This window comes from Sorangium sp. So ce117 (assembly GCF_051524395.1).
Lineage (GTDB): Bacteria > Myxococcota_A > Polyangia > Polyangiales > Polyangiaceae > Sorangium > Sorangium cellulosum_B.
In genome coordinates this window covers 12115316-12136377 of sequence record NZ_CP150309.1, presented here as the reverse complement: position 1 = coordinate 12136377, position 21062 = coordinate 12115316, and the positions used below count along the sequence as shown (strand labels likewise).

Sequence of the window (21062 nt, the reverse complement as noted above, 5' to 3'; positions counted from 1 at the left end):
CAGCGAGGATTGCGGATATGCCTACGCCCACATGCGTAGGCCGGAAGCCCCCGCCACGGCGCACGAGAGCGGCCTCATGAGCGCAGGCGAGCCGAGCGTGACGATGGAAGCCGAGCAGCTCCAGCGCTTGCTGGACGCCCTGCCGGCGCTCATCTCGTATATCGACGGCGACGAGCGCTACGGCGTCGTCAACCGGGCCTACGAGCGCTGGTTCGGCGAAGACAGCGGCTCGATCGTCGGCCGGCAGGTCCGTGAGGTGATCGGCGACGCCGCCTACGCCACCGTGAAGCCGCACATCACCGCGGTGCTCGCCGGACGGCCGCAAGACTTCGAGTCGCGGCTCACCTACCGGAAGGGCGGCCGGCGCCACGTGCGCATCCAGTACATCCCCCACCTCGGCGCGAGCGGCGACGTGCGCGGCTTCTTCGCGCTCGTCTCGGACGTCAGCGAGCAGAAGCGCGCCGAGGACGCGCGGCGCTTCCTGGCCGACGCGTCGGCCGCGCTCGATCCGGCGCAGGGCCGCGACGCGGGCTTCCAGCGCGTCGCGGCCCTCGCCGTCACCTCGGTGGCCGATCTGTGCACCATCCACACGATCGAACCGGACGGCTCCGTCCACGCGCGGGTCGTCGCGCACGCCGTTCCGGCCAAGGCGGAGCTCGCAGCACGGCTGGCTCGGCTCGGCCGCCCCCTGCCGGAGCCCGGGACGCGGACGTCGCTGTTGCACGAGGTGCTCCACGGCGGCCACGGCCGGCTCCTCCCCGACCTCGCCGACCACGCGCTGGCCGGCGCGGACCACCTCGCCGCCCTGCGCGAGCTCGGCTGCCGCTCCGCGGTGATCGTGCCCATCCGCGGCGACGGGTGCGTCCTCGCGGCGCTCACGCTCGCGTCCGCAGAGGTGGATCGCACCTGCGACGCCGCCGATCTCGCCTTCGCCGAGGAGCTCTCGCAGCGCATCGAGGTGGCCTTGCAGCGCGTGCGCCTCTACGACATCGCCCGCGACGCCGAGTCCGAGGCGCGGCGGCGCTTCCTGGCCGAGCAGGAGGCGCGCCGGGCCGCCGAGCGCGCGGCGCAGCGCATGGCCGGCCTCCAGCGGATCACCGCGGCGCTCGCCGACGCGCTCACCAGCGAGGCCGTGGCGCAGGTCGTCGTCGACATCGGCGTCGCCGCCGCGGGCGCGTACGCCGGGACCATCGTCGTGACGGCGGGCGACGAGCTCCAGTGCCTCAAGGAGGTCGGCTACGAGCGCGAGACCGTCGAGCGCTTCCGGCAGATGCCCCTCGACGCCGCCCTCCCGCTCACCGACGCGCTGCGGACCGGCGCGCCCGTCTGGCTGCGCTCGCGCGAGGAGTGCTCCGCCCGCTACCCGCGCATCGCGAGCGCCGTGCTGTCCGGCGCGACCGTGTCGCTCTGCTGTCTCCCGCTCGTGGCCCAGGAGCGGCCCATCGGCGTGCTCGGGCTGAGCTTCGCGGAGCCGCGCCCGTTCGACCAGGAAGAGCAGGAGTTCCTGGTCGCGGTGTCGCGCCAGTGCGCGCAGGCCATGGAGCGCGCCCGCCTGCACGAGGAGCGCGCCGCCTTCGTCGAGCGCGAGCGGCGCGTCGCCCTCGAGAACGCCCGGCTCTACCGCGAGGCCCACGAGGCGGACCGGCGCAAGGACGAGTTCATCGCGATGCTGTCGCACGAGCTCCGCAACCCGCTGGCGCCCATCACCACCGGCCTCGAGCTCCTGCAGATGAGCGCCCAGATGAGCGCCGGCGAGCGCGTGGATCGCGACGACCGGCAGATCCTGGCGACCCTCGAGCGGCAGGTGAAGACGATCGTCCGGCTCGTCGACGATCTCCTCGACGTCTCCAGGATCACGCGGGGCAAGATCGACCTGAAGCGGGAGCGGCTCGACGTCGCCTCGGTCGTCGAGACCGCTGTCGAGTCGGTCCGCCCGCTGCTCGTCCAGCGCGGGCACGATCTCGTCCTGTCGGTGGATCCGGGCGTCTTCGTGCACGGCGACCGCGTCCGGCTCGAGCAGGTCGTCGTGAACCTCCTCAACAACGCGATCAAGTACACGAACCCCGGCGGCCGCGTCTCGCTCGCCTGCGCCGCGGTCGACGGCGACGCGCGGATCCGGGTGACCGACACCGGCGTCGGCATCTCCGCCGAGCTGCTCCCGCGCGTCTTCGAGCCGTTCATGCAGGCCCGGCGCACGCTGGACCGCTCCCAGGGCGGCCTCGGGATCGGGCTCACGCTGGTCAAGCGGCTCGCCGAGCTGCACGGCGGCCGCGTCGAAGCGCTGAGCGGGGGCCCCGGCGAGGGGACGGCCATCAGCGTCTGGCTCCCGCTCGCCGGCGCGCCGAGCGCCCCCGCCGAAGCCCCCGCTCCGAAAGCGCCCGAAGCCGCCCCTCCGCGCCCCAGGACGCGCCCCCTCCACGTCCTCCTCGTCGACGACAACGTCGACGCCGCCGACGGCCTCCGGCGCGTCCTCCAGCTCCACGGCCACGCCGTCTCGATGGCCCACGACGGCCCGGCGGCGCTCGAGGCCGCGCGGGCGTCGAAGCCCGATCTCGTCCTGCTCGATATCGGCCTGCCCGGGATGGACGGCTACGAGGTCGTCCGGCGCCTGCGCGCCGAGCCCGAGCTCACGCGCTCCTACATCGCCGCCCTGTCCGGTTACGGGCAAGACCAGGACCGCCGCCGCTCGCGCGAAGCCGGCTTCGACGCGCACCTCACCAAGCCGGTCGCGACGGAGCAGCTCCTGTCCTTGCTCGCCGAAGCCGCCCCGCGCGGCTGATCGGCCCGCTCCATTTCAGAAGTGCAATGCAGCCGCGCCTCCCGCCAGGCGCGCGATACATCGCTGAAACAGGCTCTTCCAGTTCTGAACGTTGCGCCCATTTCCTTTCATCGGCGCTGTCGCGTCCAGGCTCGCTCCGGGCCTTGTTGTGCCCGTCAAAGGCCGCGAAACATGCATGAAACAGAGGTGGCAGAGGTGGCAGAGGCCATTGTGTAAGAGGCCCAGCGCGCCGTCGGGCCGACAATTTATTCCTGCGAAACAGTTGCGAAACAGAGCCCACAGTACACAGTTTTTGGTCCGGGACTGTGGCTGACGCCTGGTTCGGACGGCAGCGCGGCAGTGACGGTGAGAAGGACTCACCGGGTCCAAAGGTGGGTTTCATGAGCAAGAAGAAGGACCTCCTCGTCATCGGCAACGGCATGGTCGGGCACAAGCTCATCGAGAACATGGTTCTCGGCGGCTTCCTGCGCGAGTGGAACGTCACGACCTTCTGCGAGGAGCCGCGGCTCGCCTACGACCGGGTGAACCTGTCCGCCTTCTTCAACGGCAAATCAGCCGAGGATCTGTCGATGGTCAAGCCCGGCCTCTACGAGGAGGCGGGCATTCAGGTCCATCTCAACGACAAGGCCGTCTCGATCGATCGGCGGAAGAAGGCGGTGACGTCGGCGAAGGGGAAGACGGTCTATTACGACAAGCTCATCCTCGCCACCGGCTCGTATCCGTTCGTCCCGCCGATCAAGGGCAAAGACGCGAAGGGCTGCTTCGTCTACCGCACGATCGACGACCTCGAGGCCATGGACGCCTACGCCAAGGTCGCGAAGGTCGGCACGGTCATCGGCGGCGGCCTGCTCGGGCTGGAGGCGGCCAACGCGCTCAAGAACATGGGCCTCCAGGTCCACGTCGTGGAGTTCGCGCCGCGCCTGATGGCCCTCCAGGTCGACGACGCCGGCGGCGCGATCCTCCGGGCGAAGATCGAGTCGCTCGGCGTGAGCGTGCACACGAGCAAGTCGACGACGGAGATCGTCGCGGAGCACGGCCGCGTGGCGAGGATGGTCTTCGCCGACCAGAGCGAGCTCTCGACCGACATGATCGTCTTCTCGGCCGGTATCCGCCCGAGGGACGAGCTCGCGAGGGCGTGTGATCTCGCGCTCGGGAACCGCGGCGGCGTCGCCATCAACGAGCGCTGTCAGACGTCGGATCCGGACATCTACGCCATCGGCGAGTGCGCCAGCTACAACAGCCAGCTCTACGGCCTGGTTGCGCCCGGCTACCACATGGCCAAGGTGGCGGTCGACGCCATCACCGGCGGGAAGGAGACCTTCAGCGGCTTCGACATGAGCACGAAGCTCAAGCTGATGGGCGTGGACGTCGCGAGCTTCGGCGACGCGTTCGCGACGCAGCAGGGCGCGCGCGTGCTCAGCTTCATGAACGCGACGTCGAACGTCTACAAGAAGCTCGTCGTCAGCGGGGACGGCAAGCTCCTCCTCGGCGGCATCCTGGTCGGCGACGCCGCGAACTACGGCCAGCTGCTCCAGCTCGTGCAGAACAAGATCGTCCTCCCGCCGCACCCGGAGGACCTCATCGTCACGGCGCGGGACGGCGCGAAGCCGGCGGGCCTCGGCGTCGACGCGCTGCCCGACACCGCCATGATCTGCTCGTGCCTGAACGTCACGAAGAAGGCCATCTGCTCGGCCATCTGCGACGACAAGCACGTCACGGTCGCCGGCATCAAGGGGCACACCAAGGCCGGCACGGGCTGCGGATCGTGCACGACGCTGATCTCCGACATCCTGAAGAAGGAGCTCAAGAAGGCCGGCGTCGCGGTCAACAACTACATCTGCGAGCACTTCAACCACTCGCGTCAAGAGCTCTATCACCTCGTCCGGATCCACCAGATCAAGACGTTCGACGACCTGCTCGCCCGCCACGGCCAGGGCAAGGGCTGCGAGATCTGCAAGCCCGCGGTGGCGTCGATCCTCGCGTCGACGTGGAACGAGCACATCCTGAGCAAGAAGCACCTCCCGCTGCAGGACACGAACGATCGCTACCTGGCCAACGTCCAGCGGGACGGCACCTACTCGGTGGTCCCGCGCGTGGCGGGCGGCGAGATCACGCCGGATCAGCTCATCGCCCTCGGGGTGGTCGCGAAGAAGTACAACCTGTACTCGAAGATCACCGGCGGCCAGCGCGTGGACCTGTTCGGCGCGCGGCTGGAGCAGCTGCCCGACATCTGGCGCGAGCTCATCGCCGCCGGCTTCGAGTCGGGGCACGCGTACGGCAAGGCGCTGCGCACCGTGAAGTCGTGCGTGGGCAGCACCTGGTGCCGCTACGGCGTGCAGGACTCGGTGGGCTTCGCGGTCGCGGTCGAGAACCGCTACAAGGGGCTGCGCAGCCCCCACAAGCTGAAGTCCGCGGTGTCCGGCTGCGCGCGCGAGTGCGCCGAGGCGCAGGGCAAGGACTTCGGCATCATCGCGACGGAGAAGGGCTACAACCTCTACCTCTGCGGCAACGGCGGGATGAAGCCGCAGCACGCCCAGCTCTTCGCCTCGGATCTCGACGAGGCGACGCTCATCAAGTACCTCGACCGGTTCCTGATGTTCTACATCCGCACGGCGGACCGGCTCCAGCGCACGTCGGTGTGGTTCAACAACCTCGAGGGCGGCATGGATTACCTCCGCCAGGTCATCATCGAGGACTCGCTCGGCATCTGCGAGGAGCTGGAGAAGGAGATGGCCCACCTCATCGCGACCTACGAGTGCGAGTGGAAGGCCGCGGTCAACGACCCCGAGAAGCTCAAGCAGTTCCGCCAGTTCGTGAACGTCGGCGAGCCCGACCGGAGCATCGTGTTCGTCAGCGAGCGCGCGCAGCACCGCCCCGCGGCGTGGCAGGAGAAGTCGAACGTCGTCGAGGAGATGATCTGACGGCAGGGCCGAGGGGCCTTGTCTGAGGGAAACCGTCATGAGCGAGCTGCACACTTCGAAGGCGCCTCGGAGCGAGACAACGGCCCAGGGTTGGGTCGACGTCTGCGGGGTAGAGGACATCATCCCGAACACGGGGGTCTGCGCGCTCGTCGGCAAGCGCCAGATCGCGGTGGTCCGGGTCGGCGAGGGCGAGGAGATCTACGCCATCAGCAACTTCGACCCGTTCAGCAAGGCGTTCGTCCTCTCCCGCGGCATCGTCGGGGACAAGGGGGGCGTCCCCAAGATCGCCTCTCCGATCTACAAGCAGAACTTCGATCTGCGGTCGGGTCAGTGCCTGGACGACCCGAACGTGCTCATCCCCGTGTATCCCACCCGCGTCCGGAACGGGCGGGTCGAGATCCAGGCCGCGGCGGAGCCGCTCGCGGCGGCGAGCTGACGGGATGACCTGGCGAGCCAGCGCCAGGCGCTTCCGTGCGGCGGACGCGCCGCCGTTCGCTGTGTCTCTCTTGGAGTTCTCGGGGCTGGGCTTCCGCGCCGGGTAGACAGGGAATTTCGATGAGCGTTGCTAAGGTCTCGGACACTCACTTTCGCTTACCCATCGTCAACTCGACGCCGAAGATCCACGACAACAACAAGAGCCTGCTGGACTCGCTCCTGGCCGACCAGCAGAAGCTCACGGCGGTCGAGAAGTTCTCCAGGATGCACGAGGAGCACGCGCTCCCGGCGCAGTCCAAGTACTACCGCGACCTGATCCCGCTCGAGAAGCCGAAGCCCGGGCAGCAGTACGGCTTCGAGGTCGACCTCGACGCGTGCACGGCCTGCAAGGCGTGCGTCACCGCCTGCCACAGCCTGAACGGCCTCGACGACAACGAGGTGTGGCGCTCGGTCGGGCTCCTCCACGGCGGCACGCCCCAGGCGCCGGCGCAGCAGAGCGTGACGACGGCGTGCCACCACTGCCTGGACCCGGCGTGCATGACCGGGTGCCCGGTCAAGGCCTACGAGAAGGACCCGGTCACCGGCATCGTCAAGCACCTCGATGACCAGTGCATCGGCTGCCAGTACTGCATCCTGATGTGTCCCTACGACGCTCCGAAGTTCAACCCGGAGCGGGGGATCGTGCGCAAGTGCGACATGTGCAGCGATCGGCTGGCCAACGACGAGGCCCCGGCGTGCGTGCAGTCGTGCCCGAACGGCGCCATCCGGATCACGATGGTCGACCAGCAGCAGGCCGTGCAAGAGAGCCAGACGAGCCTGTTCTTGCCGGGGGCGGCGGCGCCGGAGATCACGATCCCGACGACGAGCTACAAGACGCAGAAGTCGCTGCCGCGCAACATGCTCCCCGCGGACTTCTACCAGGTGAGCCGGGAGCACTCCCACCCTCCGCTCGTCGCGATGCTGGTGCTGACGCAGCTCTCGGTGGGCGCGTTCTGCGTGAGCCTCGCCCTCAACGAGCTGCTCGGCGCGCAGGCGACGCGGGATTTCGGCGGCCACAGCGCCACGTTCGCGCTGATCTTCGGGATCGCCGCGCTGAAGGCGAGCCTCTTTCACCTTGGCCGGCCGCAGTTCGCGTTCCGGGCCTTCCTGGGGCTCAAGACATCGTGGCTCAGCCGGGAGATCCTGGGGTTCTCGCTCTTCGCCGGGGCCGCGACGCTGTACGCGGCGTCCTTCTGGCTGCCTGCGCTTCCGTCGATCTCCGCGCTCCCTGTGCTCTCGGCGCTGCCCCCCATCGAGCACCTGCAGGCGCCGCTCTCGTATGCGGTCGCGCTGAGCGGGATCCTCGGGGTCTTCTGCTCCGTGATGGTGTACGCCGCGACGCAGCGGGAGCACTGGCGCGGGGGGCTGACGGGCTTCAAGTTCGCGACGACGGCGGCCATCCTCGGGAGCTCGACGGTCCTGATGATCGGCCTGCTCCTGAGCGCCGAGCACGCGGCGCTGCTCCTGACCCGGGGCTTCCGCGCGCTGAGCGCGTTCCTGTGCGTGACGACGGCGCTCAAGCTGCTCGTGGAGCTGTCGATGTTCCGGCACCTCCGGAAGCGGAGCCACTCGACGCTCAAGCGGAGCGCGATCCTGATGACGGGGGAGCTGAAGGGCGCGACGGGCTGGCGCTTCGCCTGCGGGGCGCTCGGCGGGATCGTCCTGCCGGCGCTCAGCCTCTTCTCGGCGCCGAACAGCGGCGTGAGCTCTGAAGTTCTGATGGCGATGGCGGTCGTGGCGTTCCTGTTCTGCCTCGCGGGCGAGTTCCTCGAGCGGTACCTCTTCTTCGCAGCGGCGCCCGCCTCCAAGATGCCCGGAGGGCTCTCCTGATGACGACCAGCGATGTAAAGAAGACGTCTCCGGCGCCCAAGCAGGCGGACAACCTCCTCTTGCAGCGCAACGGGCCGCTGACGCGCGAGCTGCTGCTCACGCCCGGCGAGTTCGGCCTCGGGAGGGTGCCTGCGCGGCTCAAGCCCGACCAGACGACGACGGTCGTGTGCGGGTTCTGCTCGACCGGGTGCGGGCTGAACGTGCACCTCAAGGACGGAGAGGCGATCAACCTCTCGCCCAACACGGACTATCCCGTGAACCTCGGGATGGCGTGCCCGAAGGGCTGGGAGGCGCTCACGCCGCTCCGCGCGACCGATCGCGCGACAACGCCGCTCCTCAGGAACGCGCGCGGGAAGCTGGAGCGCGTGGAGTGGGACGTCGCGCTCCGCACGTTCGTCGATCGGTTCAAGGCGATCCAGGAGGCGCACGGCAAGGAGTCGGTCGCCTTCATCAGCACCGGGCAGATCGTCACCGAGGAGATGGCCTTCCTCGGGGCGCTCGCGAAGTTCGGGATGGGCATGTTGCACGGGGACGGCAACACCCGGCAGTGCATGGCGACGTCGGTTGTCGCGTACAAGGAGGCGTTCGGGTTCGACGCGCCGCCCTACACGTACCGCGATTTCGAGGAGTCCGACGTCGTGGTGCTCGTCGGCTCGAACCTCTGCATCGCCCACCCGATCATGTGGGAGCGGCTCTGCAAGAACAAGAACCGCCCCGAGATCCTCGTCGTGGATCCGCGCAAGACCGAGACGGCGATGGCGGCGACGGCGCACTACGCGCTCGCGCCGAAGTCGGATCTGACGCTGTTCTACGGAATCGCCCACATCCTCATCCAGCGCGGGTGGATCGACCCGGCGTACATCGAGGCGCACACGGTCGATTTCGAGGCGTTCAAGGCGCACGTCGAGGATTTCACGCCGGCGCGCGTCTCCGAGGCGACGGGGCTCAGCGAGGCGCAGCTCGCGTCGTTCGCGGAGAAGATCCATAACGGGAAGCGGGTGTCGTTCTGGTGGACCATGGGCGTCAACCAGAGCCACGAGGGCGTGCGGGTCGCGCAGTCGCTCATCAACCTGGCGCTGATGACGGGCAACATCGGCCGTCCCGGCACCGGGGCGAACTCCATCACGGGCCAGTGCAACGCGATGGGCTCGCGGATGTTCAGCAACACGACGGGCCTGTTCGCCGGCCACGACTTCACGAAGGAGGAGCACCGGAAGAAGATCGCCGGGATCCTCGGCGTTCCGGAGGAGGTCATCCCGACCCGGAACAGCCTGGCCTACGACCAGATCATCGAAGGCATCTTGAAGGGGAAGATCAAGGGCCTCTGGATCATCGCGACGAACCCGGCCCACTCCTGGATCAACCAGGAGGATCTGCACGAGCTCCTCGGCCGCCTGGAGTTCCTCGTGGTGCAGGACATGTACACGACGACGGAGACGGCGGAGCGCGCCCACCTCGTCCTCCCGGCGGCCTCGTGGGCCGAGAAGGAGGGCACGTTCATCAACTCGGAGCGGCGCATCGGCCTCGTCAAGAAGGTCGCGCGGGCCCCGGGCCAGGCGCTGGCGGACTTTCACATCTTCCAGCTGGTCGCCCAGTACTGGGGCTGCGGCGAGCTGCTCAAGGAGTGGAAGAGCCCGGAGGCGGTCTTCCAGATCATGAAGCGGCTCTCGAAGGGGCAGCCGTGCGACATCACGGGCATCGACGGCTACACGATGCTCGACGAGCGCGGCGGCATCCAGTGGCCCTACCCCGAGGGGGCAACCTTCGAGACGAACGAGCGGCGGCTGTTCGAGGACGGCCAGTACTACCGCCCGGATCAGAGGGCGAAGTTCGCTTTCCAGGCGCCCCGCCAGCTGCCGGAGCCGACCGACGAGCAGTATCCGTTCACGCTGCTCACGGGGCGAGGGAGCTCCAGCCAGTGGCACACCCAGACGCGGACCAAGAAGTCGGCGGTGCTGCAGCGGCTCTATCCGAAGGAGATCTACGTCGAGCTGAGCCCTGTCGACGCGAAGAAGATCGGTATCGAGATGAACGAGTGGGTGGTCATCGCGTCCCGCCGCGCGGAGATCAAGGCGCGGGCGTTCGTCACGAACTCGGTGAAGCCCGGGGAGATCTTCGTGCCGATGCACTACGAGATCACGAACAAGCTGACGTTCCCGGCCTTCGACCAGTACTCCCGGCAGCCGTCGTACAAGGCCTGCGCGGTGAAGGTGCGTCGGGAAGAGGATCGCGGGTAGCGCCGCGCGTGGGAGGCGCGCTCAGCCGGTCGCGCCCCGCCGCGGCAGGCGCGCGACGTCTTGCCATCGCAGCGGGCTGCGGGCCCTCGGCGCGGCCAGGCGCACGCCGCTCTCGGCCGGCGCCGGGGCGAGCAGGTGCCCGCTGCGCAGGTAATACGCCAGGAGCGTGTCCAGCAGCCGGGCGTTCATGGGGGGACACGCGATCGCCGTGCCGGCCAGCCCCTCGATCGTGTTCTGGCAGTCGAAGGCGGGCATCCGCGCGTACAGCTCCCATCGGGTCAGGTCGCCGTGGACCTTCTCGGTCAGCATCGGCAGGAGGGGAAGGAACGGGCTGTCGACCGATCGCCGTATCCGCGCCAGCAGCTGCTCGCACCATGGCGCGTACGACAGCCGCGCCAGCGGATAGCCGCGGGAGACGAGCAGATCGAAGAAGCCGTTCAGATCGAGCCGCTGACGCGGCGGGGGCACCAGGTGGAACGCCTTCCCCAGCGAACCTGGCAGGCACGACAGGTGCACGATCGCCCGGCTGGCGTAGTCGACCGTCACGAGTTCCTTGCTCTGCGCGGGGAGGTCGGGGGCGCAGCGCATCTCGACGCAGCCTTTGATCATCCTGCTCACGAAGTCGGTCACGTTGGCGGCGCCCGTCTGGCTGTGACCCAGGATGGACCCGGGGCGGAAGACGGTGACGGGCACCCCGCGCGAGCGCGCGATCCACACGAGCTTCTCCGCGACCCACTTGCTCTGGGAATACCCCATGTCCGTGTGGAGGTGGTCCACCCAGCGATCGAGATCGTCGCTCTCCCGCACGGTCTGGGCGCCGGTGAAATAGCCGATCTGGCCGATGACCCCGATCGTCGAGACGTGATGCACGGGCTTCGTCCGGCCCAGGCAAGCGAGCCGCAAGATCTCCTGTGTCCCAAGCACGTTCGCCGCCTTGTGGGACGCGTACGGCTTGATGTAATTGACCTCGGCGCCGGCGTGGTAGATCGCGTCGACGCGCTGCGCGAGCGCCTCGAAGCAAGCCGGGGTGAGCCCGAGCAGCGGCTCCTTCAGGTCGCCGGGCACGGCGACGATCCTCGCGCTCACCGCGGGATCCCAGAGCGAATAGGCCGAAAGGCTCCGCCGGATCCTCGCCAGGCCTGCGGCGGCGTCGGGAGCGCGGACCAGGCAATGGATCGTGGCGCGCGTCTGCGTGAGGAGCTCGCGCACCAGAAAGGCGCCCAGGAACCCCGTGGCGCCGGTGAGGAAGACATGGCGAGGCGGAGCGCCCGTGTCGACGAACGCGCCGCAAGGGCGGATGTCGGGAGCGAGGGCGGCCTCCGCGCGGAGGTCGATAGCGCCCATCGACGCCGCGGCGCCGCGCGCCTTCCAGCGCCGCGCCTCCTCGACGGCGCGGGCGAGCCCCGCCAGGGTGGGTGACTCGAACAGCCGGCGCGCGGGCACGTCGACGTGGAAGACCGTCCGCACCTGGAGGAGCACCTGCGCCGCCAGCAGGGAGTTTCCGCCGAGCTCGAAGAAGTCATCGTCCACCTCCGGGCGGTCGGTATGGAGGACGGACGCCCAGATCTCGGCCACCCGGCGCTCGATCGGAGAGCGAGTGCTCTCCGGCTCTCCGGTGTGCAGCCGGCCGGCATCGGGCGGCGGCAGCGCCCGGCGATCGACCTTCCCTGTCGCGGCGAGCGGCAGCGAGGGGACCACGACGAACGCGGCCGGGATCATGTAGTCGGGCAGCTTCTCCTGCAGAGACCGGCGCAGGCTCCTCGACAGGTCGCGGGACGCCGGGCCGCTGCTCGGGGGGCCGCAGCTGTCCACGCCGGCCTCCGCTCCCTGCCATCGATCCGCGCCCGCGGGGCGTGACGGAGGGCCGCCCAGGCCGAAGTCCGAGACGACGTACGCCACGAGACGCATGTCGCCGGGCGCGTGCTCGTGGAGCACGACCACGGCCTCGCGCACGGAGGCGCACGCGCACAGCGCCGCCTCGATTTCCCCGAGCTCGACGCGGAAACCACGGATCTTCACCTGGCAGTCGATCCGCCCAAGGAAATCGAGCGACCCATCGGCCAGATAACGGACCTGATCGCCCGTCTTGTACAGGCGCTCTCCCGGCTCCTCGGGCAAGGGGTTCTGGACGAACGCCGCGGAGGTCAGATCGGGTCGGTTCAGGTAGCCTCGGGCCAGCCCGTCGCCGGCGACGTAGAGCTCACCGGGCACGCCCACCGGCACCGGCTGGAGCCGGCGGTCCAGGACATAGGCGCGCGTGTTCGAGATGGGCCGTCCGATCGGCACGCGGGAGGCGCCCTCCGGGACCGCGCGCACGAGGTGAGCCGTGGAGAACGTCGTGTTCTCGGTAGGTCCGTAGCCGTTCACGAGGTGCTTCGGGGCGCCTTTCAGGAGCACCTCTCTGGACAGCTTCGGATTGAGCACGTCGCCGCCGACGACGAGGTAGGAGAGCCCCTGAAACGCGTCTGCGCTCACCCGCGCGAGGTGGTGGAAGAGCGCCGTGGTCAGGAACAGGACGGAGATGCCTTCGCGCCGGAGGAGCGCGGGCATCGCTTCCGGCGACAGCAGCGTCTCGTGAGACACGATGACGAGGCAAGCGCCGTTGAGCAGCGCGCCCCAGATCTCGAGCGTCGACGCGTCGAAGGAGAGGCTGGAGGCGTGCGCCACGCGATCCGACGGCCCGAACGCGACATACCCGGTGTCCCTTACGAGGCGGACGACCCCTCGATGCGGGACAGCCACGCCCTTGGGCCGGCCGGTCGAGCCCGAGGTGAACATCACGTAGGCGAGATCGGTCGCGGCAGCAGGGATGGCAGGGTTTCTGTCGTCGCCGGGCGCGCCGTCGTCCTCGTCGAGGCACATGACGTCCCCGCGGAAGTCGAGCCGTGTCACCAGCGCTCGTTGCCCGAGGACGAGGCCCACCGCCGCGTCCTCCAGCATGAAGCGCAGCCGCTCGTCTGGCACGCTCGGATCGAGGGGCACGTAGGCGCCGCCGGCCTTGAGGACGCCGAGCAGAGCGGCGAGCGCGCGCGACGACCGCTCGACGAGGACGGCCACGCGCAGGTCGGGGCCGGCGCGGCGCGCGGAGATCCGATGAGCGAGCCGGTTGGCGAGGCGGTTCAGCTCGCGGTAGGTGAGCGCCTTGTCGCCCTCGATGACGGCGATGGCGTCGGGCGTCCGCGCGACGTGCTCCTCGAAGAGCGCATGAACAGACGCGTCGCGCGGATAGGCGGTCTGCGTCGCGTTCCAGACGACGGTCATCCGGCGCCGCTCCTCCGGCGTGAGCAGCGGAATCTCGGCGATCGGCCGCTCGGCGTCCTCCGCGACGCCCGCGAGCAGGAGGCCGAGTTGGTCCAGCATCCGCTCGATCGTCCCGGGATCGAACACGTCGGTGCTGTACGTCATCGTCGCGACGAGCCCTCGCTGCAGCGCCGTGACGGACAGCGACAGATCGACCGGCGCGGCCGGGCGGGCGCACGAGCGCCGCGCCGCTGTAGCCGCCCTGATCGCGGCGCGCCGCAGGATATCCCCGGGTCGCACGAGCTCGAAGGTGGTCTGGAACGTCGGGTGATCGCCTGTGTCCTCCGCCGCCTCGAGCCCCGCGAGCGGCTGGTCCAGAGGCACGTGGCCGCGGGCCTCGGCCGAGGCGATCTGCGCGGCGATCTGCGCGAGGAGGTCTCGAAAGCCGAGCTCCTCGTCGATGCGAGCGCCAAGGACGAGCGGATGGCGAGGCTCTGGTGCCGCGCGCCAGCCCGACGGGCCGCCGCGGCGAGGCCAGGGTGTCCCGATCAGGATCTCGCTCTGAACGGTATGGCGGTAGAGCAGCGCCGCATAAGCAGAGAGCAGGGTGACGAAGAGCGTCGCGCCCGAGCCCCGGCGCACGCGGTCGAGATCCAGGGCGAGCCGAGGCGGCAGCTCTCGCGACGCCGACGCGCGAGATGGCGAAGGCGCGGGCGGGCGTGGGCGATCGGTCGCGAGATCGAGCGCGGGGAGCTCGCGCGGGAGCTCCCCCGGTGCGTGGGACAGACGTGCCTGTGTCGCGTGAGCGCGCATGATCGAACCCCCCCGTTGAACTGCAGAGGACGATGCGTGGGAGCTCAGACGGTCATCGAGCGTGCCTTGCGCTTCAGCGCGTAGGCAATACCACTTTGCAGGGTGCCGCAGGTGACGAGCCCTCTGAGCTCGGTGCCAAGATCGACGAGCGCCTGTGCGACGACGGGGCGGACGCCTGACAACACGACGTCGGCGCCGAGCAGCCTCGCCGCTTGCGCGACGCGGACGAGCGCGGCCGCCACCTCTCCGTCCACGGCCTTCACGCCGGTGATATCGAGTATCGCCACCGCGGCTTGCTTCTCGCCGAGGGCGTTCAGGAGCGTCTCCAGGATCTGCTGCGCGCGCTCCCGGTCGATCGTCCCGATGAGGGGCATCGCGATCACGCCGTCGGCGATCGGGATGAGCGGCGTGCCGAGCTCCCGGAGCGCCGCCTGCTGCGCCTGGATCACCCGCATCTGGGCGAGCGTCTCCTCCTCGTACCGGAGCTGCTCCGTGATGTCCCTGAAGAACGCCGCCATGCCCGTCGGCTCGCCCGCCGGGCCCATGACCACGAAGGCGCTGGTCTGCCCCATCCACTCGCTCCCGTCGGGGCGCCGGATCTTGAGGACGCCGCGCCATGCGCCGTCCTTCATCAGGATCGGCAAGACCTCGCTGGAGAGCCGGCGGAAGCTCTCGGGAGCATAGAAGTCGGTCAGCCCGCAGCCGACCGCGCCGTCGCCGAAGCCGCTCATCGCCTTGAAGGCGGTGTTGGCATAGACGACCTGCCCGCTCATGGACGTCAATGTGATGCCATCTAGCGCATTGTCAATCAATGTCTTCGACACGCCGAGCTCTTCGGCCTGGCGGCGCTGCTCCACCTCCATGTCCCTTCGACCTGTGATGTCCTGGACTACGCTCATGACCTGTCGCGGCTTGCCGGCGCCATCCCGCGCGAGGACGATCTCGCGCCTCGTGACCCAGCACCACGACCCGTCGGCCTTGCGCAGCCGATACGCGAGCTCCTCCGAGTCGCTCGCCTGGCCCTCTCCGGCGTGATCGAGCTGCTCGCGAGCCCGGGTCTGGTCGTCGGGGTGCGCGAGCGTCACGAACGCATCGAGGCCCGCGAGGCCTGCTTCGTCCGCCGCATATCCGAGCTCGTCGGCCAGCGAGCGGTTCTCGTAGAGCTTGCGCTGCTCGACCGGATCGTGGACGCAGAGCAGGTACGGAATTGCCTGTAGCACGGCGTTTGTACGGCTGAGCTCGGCACGCAGGTCCCGCTCGATCTGCTCTAGCCTGGACACACGAGCGCGCAGGGCGGCAAGCTCGCCATGATGCGGTTGGAGAACCGTCTCGTGAGGTTCCATCGATTTCCCCCGATGCTGGCTGCTGGCAAAGGTCAGGCGGCGACGGTGGACAGCTCGCCTCCACCAGCGACGCTACACCTGATGAGACGCCTTAGACAGCATCAATCTCAGCAGGAAGAGCGTCACAGTGGGGACAGCAGGGCTTGCTGCGCGATACTGTCACAGCGAGGACGTTTGCTGCGGTTATCGATTTATTGTGCGGTCTGGCGCTTGGTCGATTGCTTGGCTGCGCGCGTCTCCGACGGAGCGGTCGCGCGCCTGGCGCGGATCGGTACCACGGATACCCAGCGTCGCAATCGTGCGCTCATCGCATGCACATGGTCAGAAAACTCCTGATTCCTAGGGTCACCCGTGTGGCGCTCCCGTTCCGTGTGCGTCATTCTGGGCGCCGCACCGCCGTGTCGCGGCGTGCTGACGGTCCGCCGGACGAGCCCGCGCCGGATCGCCACGGTGCCTCGCCACGCCGGCGCCAGGTCAGGCTGGACGGCAGCGGCAACGAGGCGCTTGCCCCCGAGGTCGGCAATGGGGCAGATCACGATACCGGGCCGGCGGGCCGGCGCCTCAGGAGCGTCGCGCCTCTAATCGAGGAAGCCCATCGAGACGGCTGCGGAACCGGGCTTGCCCGAGTTCGCGTTCAGATCGCCGGCACCTCCGCCGTCACCAGGGATGCCGAACTTGATCGGAGAGTCGGGCTCGACGTCAGGGCCCTGATCGACGGTATGTGCCACCGCGAGTGAGTGTCCTCCGTGGCCTCCACCGCCCCGGCCTCCGTTGCCGCCCTTCCCGCCGTCGCCGCCACGGCAGCCTGGCTGCGATCCAGCCCTGTTGCCTCCGCCGGTGCCCCCGTACCCACCCACGCCGCCGTACTGGCCGTCCCCGCCCCGTCCACCGTTTCCGCCACGACCCGTGATGATGCTGGTTTTACTTGCGCGGACGCTGGCGTGGTAAGACAGAATCCCGATGCTGGATCCGCCTGGGCCGCCGCCCCTCCCAGGCTTGCCGCCGCAGCCGCCAGCACCGCCGGAACCACCAGAAGCGCCGCCCTGTGCCGCTCCTGCGCCGCAGTACGCTGAGCCGCCACGCGAGCCGCCTCCACCGCCGCCCCCGTAACCGTGCTTCCCTGCCTGACCATCTTCGCCTGCGCCACCTTCCAGCCCCGTGTCTGTGACCCGACCCGGCCCTGATGCGCCGTTCCCGTTCGCGCCGTCATCCCCCGCCAGCCCGCCCCTCCCCTCTGTGCAGGACAGGATGGCTTGCCCAGTTCCACCCAGACCGTGGCTCATCGGATTCGTGATTGGCAGAGGGGAACCACTTTCCCCGTTGCCACCATCATCGTTTGTGCCGATACCACCCATCCCTCCCGACGAGATGCCATCGTCACACGAGTTTGTGACTCGCGCCCCTCCCGTCACCGTATCGGCAGAGCACGCCATCGCTCCCGGGTTCCCTGGTGCCCCCTCTTGTGCTGCATCGACGCCTCCATCCGCGCCAGGAGCTCCATCTGCACCGTCCCCGGCTACGACCTCGCTCAAGCGCAGCTGTACCGTCACTCCCGGCAGGGCGCGCATGGCGATGGAGGAGCCGCCCGGCACGGTGGCATCTTGTGCGATCATACGGATTCTCGTCAGCGCCGTGATCACGTCGGCCTCGGGCGAGGGCTCCGCCGCCTGGTCCACGACGGTGAGCGGGATCAGGTTCGGACCTGGCGCGATCGTGGTGAGCTCGCCGAGTGGATGCAACGGCCAATGACTTGGAAGACCGCGGCAGTCGAGACCTCCCCACACGTCCATTCCTGCCGGCACACGGACTTCGACAGAGAATGTGTCGGCGCATGCGTACACCCGCATGCCACGCTCGCGGGCAAGCTCGAACGCCCGCGCAAACGTTTTTACCGGCAGATTCGGCGTGCCAGGCCAAACATCATCGCCTTTGTCTGCCACATAAACGCCCTCGCAGTCGACCGGACGATCGGCGTTGCCGGGATCCGCGTTGCAGGACTCCACCGGCGCGCATGTGAGGGTCTCCTCGCAACGTTCCCACACCCCCGATTCGCTACCGCATCCGAGCGCCGCACCCCCGTTGAACAAAGCGACTCCGAACAGCAAAGGCCGGGCACCCAGCGCGCGGAAGCCCGATTCCCATCTCGTCATCTCATCCCACATGGCGCCCCCTACTGCAGCTCATGAGAGTCTGGGTCGTTCGGATCAATGGCCGCAAACGGCAGGAACTCGGCCGCCACGCCATCGTTGCCCTTGCTCTCCGTGACATTCGGATCGCCGCCGTCCCCTCCCTCCCCAGCAGTTCCAAGGAGAAACGTCGCCTGGACGTTCTCGCGCGTGACCTCCGCGGTCTCCAGGTACGCGATGGCTACCGAATGACCGCCGAGCCCGCCGCCTGCGCCACCGCCGGGCCCCCCGTTGCCGCCATCGCCTCCGCGGCATCCCGCGAGCGCCCCGGGCACGCCTCCGCCTCCCTCACCGCCGGGAGCTCCGCTTCCTCCTGGCAGTCCCGCCCCTCCCGCGCCACCCCGACCACCGCGGCCGGTCTGAAGGGTCGATCCGCGAATGGTGACCTTCGAACCTCTTGTGACGATGCCAGCGCTCACCCCTCCAGCGAAACCGCCTGTCCCCTGCTTGCCGCCACAACCGCCGGAACCACCCGAGCCGCCGAACGCCCCCCCGACCGGCCCGGCACCACAGGCGGTCGCACCGCCGCGCGAGCCGCCACCACCTCCGCCTCCCTGACCCGGGCGTCCGAGGGTCCCGCCCTGACCCTTGCCCAGCGAGCGGACCCATCCCACAACGCCGGGAAGCCTTGCCCCCTCACCGTGCACACCCGCCGCACCGTCGAGGCCGCGCTGGCCGTCGGTGCACGCCATGCTTCCCTGCTGACCGACGCCCCCGGTACCGGCGCCTGTCGGGTTCGGGTCGGGCAGCGGCTCCCCATGACCTGCGCTGAAGCCCTCATCGGGCAGACCGGGGCCGCCTTGGCCGCTGACCGAGGTTTCGTCGTCACACTCCGTTGTGACCTCTCGGGTTGCAGGCACGTCATCGACCGTGCACGCGTCGGCTCCCGCGTGTCCAGGCCGCCCATCGGCCGCCGCTGCATCCTCCGCCGGAGCTCCGGGCTCACCGTCGGCTCCGTCACCTGCGACGATGCGGCTGTCGATCACCTCGATCTCGCTGCCAGCGGAGAGGTAGATCCCGATCGAGTTGCCGCCCGGCATCGCGCCCCGTCCTGTAATGACTTCGCTCGCAACGAGCTTGAGCTCGGCCTCATCGCGCACAGCGACGATTCCGATCGAGCACGCTGCTGTTCGGTCCACCTCGTTACCATCGGGCGCCACGATCCGCAGGTTCGCGAGCGTGATTCCCCGCCCTCCGAACGTCACGACTTCGCGCTCGGGCTGCTTCGGGGCGATGACGGTCTTCGCATCGGCACCGAGGTGCTGCCAGCCGTTCGTGCAGTCGAACCCGCCCCAGATGCTGGTGTCGTAGAACCAGATACGTTCGTCGAAGGTTTCAGCGCAAGCGTAGACATGGTGGGGGTGACCGCCCGCCTCCACGAGCTCGAGGGCCTTGCGCAGTGTTTTCAGGGGTGCTGCGCGCGTTCCTGGATTCGCGTCGTCGCCGAGACTTGCGCTGACGAACAGGCCGCACCCATCTTGCGGGGGCTCCACCGTGGGGTCGTCGACACAGATGGGATCCTCGTGACCGGAGGAACACCCGTACACGACAGAAGCGATTCCGAACCCGAACGCGATAGGCACCAAGGTGGCCACAGCCACCCCGCGTCGACCTTTCGATGAGATATCCATACTCCGAAGCTCCACGTTCGTCACCACACACCCGCCATCATAAGCCCCATGCGCTGCCCGCTCACCGTGGGCACAACACGCACCCCATCGCTGGACGGTGAGGTTCGGTCCACGAGCAGAGACACGAGCGTCAGCGCACCGATCGCGCCGCCCGACACCAGGGTCACCCAGCCGGCTTTCTTCAGGAGATCACGCTCCTCTTGCAGGTCGCGCAGCTCCGAGCACGCGCGCGGTGCGTTCGGGCGGGCACATCGGCTTGCGTCCTCGTCTGCGCCACGCAGCGCGGTAGCTCGATCGTGGAGCTCATCCTCGGTGTAAGCACTCCAGATCAGCAACCCGCCGCCGGCTGCCATGGTTGCCCCCGCCACGACCGCGCCGCCGATGCGCAGCATCGACGCGGTGGTGGAGGGCGCCACGGAAGACGACGCCTGCGCTCCTCGCGCGGAGCTCTTGGTTGAGGTTCCCTTCGCAGGGGTGCCCGGCGCTGCGGCGCGCGGTACCTGCAGCGAGATGGTCGTCGGCTTCCCGGCCTGCGCGTCGAACGATGCGAACGCCTCCTCATGGCCCGCCAACCGGGCCCGCACCATGTGCTGACCGGGCTCCAAGAATAGCCTGTAGGTCCGTGCAGGCGCGCTGATGGGCTTGCCGTCGATGAGCACCTCCGCGTCCGGTGGGTCGACAGACAGGTAGAGGGTCGCGACATGCGACGCTGCCTTGCGTTGCCCGGCCTCGAACCGCAGCTGTAGTTCAAGGGGCAGGACGTTGCGCTGCTCGAGACTCCAGGCGAGATGCTCGGCAGCATCACGGTACTTGCGCAGCTCGAGCTCACACAGGCCGAGCTCTCCGGCTAGCTCCGCGCGCTCCTTCTCCGTGTTCGACGCCGGGTCTGTCGCATCGAGCGCCGCATTGTAGGCCGCGTGTGCCTCGGTCCACCGACCTGCGTCACGGGCTCTCTGCGCACGGCGAACATGGTCCTTCACCGTCGAGCTGCCGCTTCGCTCCAGCGTCGAATAGATGTCCTCGGCGCTGGCGGGGCTCGTGTAGACACCAGCGGCGCCAAGCATCAGGCAGAACAACAACAAAGGCGCAACGTCACGCATGCGCGGAACGTACTTACGCCCGGCGCGCGGCGTCAACGGCGACAAATTCGAAGGGAATGAACGTTTTGCCAGGCAAAGATCGGCCCGACGACGTAACGACGCCCGTCGACCCTCCGAGCAGTGGAGCCGCCCAGGTACGCATTCCACAAAAGCGCACATTATCCTACCAAAGTTGACCGATCCTTCTCTTTCTTGAACCCTTCCGGCCAGCTCAGGGGTGCTACCAGCTGTGGGCAAGCCAGCACGAACTCCCCCCCACTTCGAGCGCTTCCGCCGCCTCGTCAGGCGGGTCGGTGTCCCCGCGCGACACGCCGAGGACCTCGCGCAGGAAGCGCTCCTACGGGACTGGGTATTACCGCGCCCTCTCATTGATGCGGCAGCGCATCGCATCGAGCATGCTGGTTGATGGTGAGGGGTTCTGCCCAACGAGGCTGGCCATCACGGAGAGTGCTCGCTCCGCGTACGCAGCCCGGGAGGACGACTCCGGAGCGCCGCGGCGCACGATGCA

General features: G+C 68.9%; 10 protein-coding genes. 5 read left to right on the top strand and 5 right to left on the bottom strand.

Features of this window, described 5'->3' with window-relative positions:
* The first annotated feature begins 31 nt into the window (after window positions 1–31).
* From WMF46_RS45525 to WMF46_RS45505, 5 genes are all read left to right on the top strand, one after another.
* On the top strand, window positions 32–2779 hold the full coding sequence (locus tag WMF46_RS45525; RefSeq protein WP_437982956.1) for an ATP-binding protein: 2748 nt from the start codon (window positions 32–34) through the stop codon (window positions 2777–2779).
* Window positions 2780–3159: 380 nt separating this feature from the next.
* Complete coding sequence (gene nirB, locus WMF46_RS45520) at window positions 3160–5700, top strand: nitrite reductase large subunit NirB (protein ID WP_437982955.1); 2541 nt, start codon at window positions 3160–3162, stop codon at window positions 5698–5700.
* A gap of 37 nt (window positions 5701–5737) precedes the next feature.
* On the top strand, window positions 5738–6136 hold the full coding sequence (gene nirD, locus WMF46_RS45515; RefSeq protein ID WP_437547362.1) for a nitrite reductase small subunit NirD: 399 nt from the start codon (window positions 5738–5740) through the stop codon (window positions 6134–6136).
* A gap of 119 nt (window positions 6137–6255) precedes the next feature.
* A complete protein-coding gene (locus tag WMF46_RS45510; RefSeq protein ID WP_437982954.1) occupies window positions 6256–8004 on the top strand; it encodes a DmsC/YnfH family molybdoenzyme membrane anchor subunit in 1749 nt (582 codons plus the stop codon).
* Window positions 8004–10241: a molybdopterin oxidoreductase family protein gene (locus WMF46_RS45505; RefSeq protein WP_437982953.1), complete on the top strand. Its 2238-nt coding sequence runs from the start codon at window positions 8004–8006 to the stop codon at window positions 10239–10241. The genes WMF46_RS45510 and WMF46_RS45505 overlap by 1 nt, the downstream gene beginning before the upstream one ends.
* A 21-nt stretch (window positions 10242–10262) precedes the next feature.
* Here the strand turns inward: WMF46_RS45505 and WMF46_RS45500 are convergent, their stop codons facing one another.
* The 5 genes from WMF46_RS45500 to WMF46_RS45480 form a co-directional block, all read right to left on the bottom strand.
* Window positions 10263–14294, bottom strand: coding sequence for a non-ribosomal peptide synthetase (locus WMF46_RS45500; protein ID WP_437982952.1), 4032 nt, complete (start codon window positions 14292–14294; stop codon window positions 10263–10265).
* A 44-nt stretch (window positions 14295–14338) separates the two neighbouring features.
* Complete coding sequence (locus tag WMF46_RS45495) at window positions 14339–15514, bottom strand: PAS domain S-box protein (protein ID WP_437982951.1); 1176 nt, start codon at window positions 15512–15514, stop codon at window positions 14339–14341.
* A gap of 701 nt (window positions 15515–16215) precedes the next feature.
* A complete protein-coding gene (locus tag WMF46_RS45490; RefSeq protein WP_437982950.1) occupies window positions 16216–16365 on the bottom strand; it encodes a hypothetical protein in 150 nt (49 codons plus the stop codon).
* A 1442-nt stretch (window positions 16366–17807) separates the two neighbouring features.
* The gene (locus WMF46_RS45485; RefSeq protein WP_437982949.1) at window positions 17808–19454 is read right to left on the bottom strand and encodes a hypothetical protein; all 1647 of its coding nucleotides are present in this window, start codon (window positions 19452–19454) and stop codon (window positions 17808–17810) included.
* Window positions 19455–19474: 20 nt separating this feature from the next.
* Window positions 19475–20554, bottom strand: a complete 1080-nt coding sequence (locus WMF46_RS45480; protein WP_437982948.1) for a hypothetical protein — start codon at window positions 20552–20554, stop codon at window positions 19475–19477.
* Between the last annotated feature and the right edge of the window lie 508 nt (window positions 20555–21062).

Coding starts and splice junctions, on each gene's coding strand:
- WMF46_RS45525 (WP_437982956.1), top strand. CDS start 32: ATGCGTAGGCCGGAAGCCCCCGCCACGGCGCACGAGAGCGGCCTCATG.
- nirB (WP_437982955.1), top strand. CDS start 3,160: ATGAGCAAGAAGAAGGACCTCCTCGTCATCGGCAACGGCATGGTCGGG.
- nirD (WP_437547362.1), top strand. CDS start 5,738: ATGAGCGAGCTGCACACTTCGAAGGCGCCTCGGAGCGAGACAACGGCC.
- WMF46_RS45510 (WP_437982954.1), top strand. CDS start 6,256: ATGAGCGTTGCTAAGGTCTCGGACACTCACTTTCGCTTACCCATCGTC.
- WMF46_RS45505 (WP_437982953.1), top strand. CDS start 8,004: ATGACGACCAGCGATGTAAAGAAGACGTCTCCGGCGCCCAAGCAGGCG.
- WMF46_RS45500 (WP_437982952.1), bottom strand. CDS start 14,294: ATGCGCGCTCACGCGACACAGGCACGTCTGTCCCACGCACCGGGGGAG.
- WMF46_RS45485 (WP_437982949.1), bottom strand. CDS start 19,454: ATGGATATCTCATCGAAAGGTCGACGCGGGGTGGCTGTGGCCACCTTG.
- WMF46_RS45480 (WP_437982948.1), bottom strand. CDS start 20,554: ATGCGTGACGTTGCGCCTTTGTTGTTGTTCTGCCTGATGCTTGGCGCC.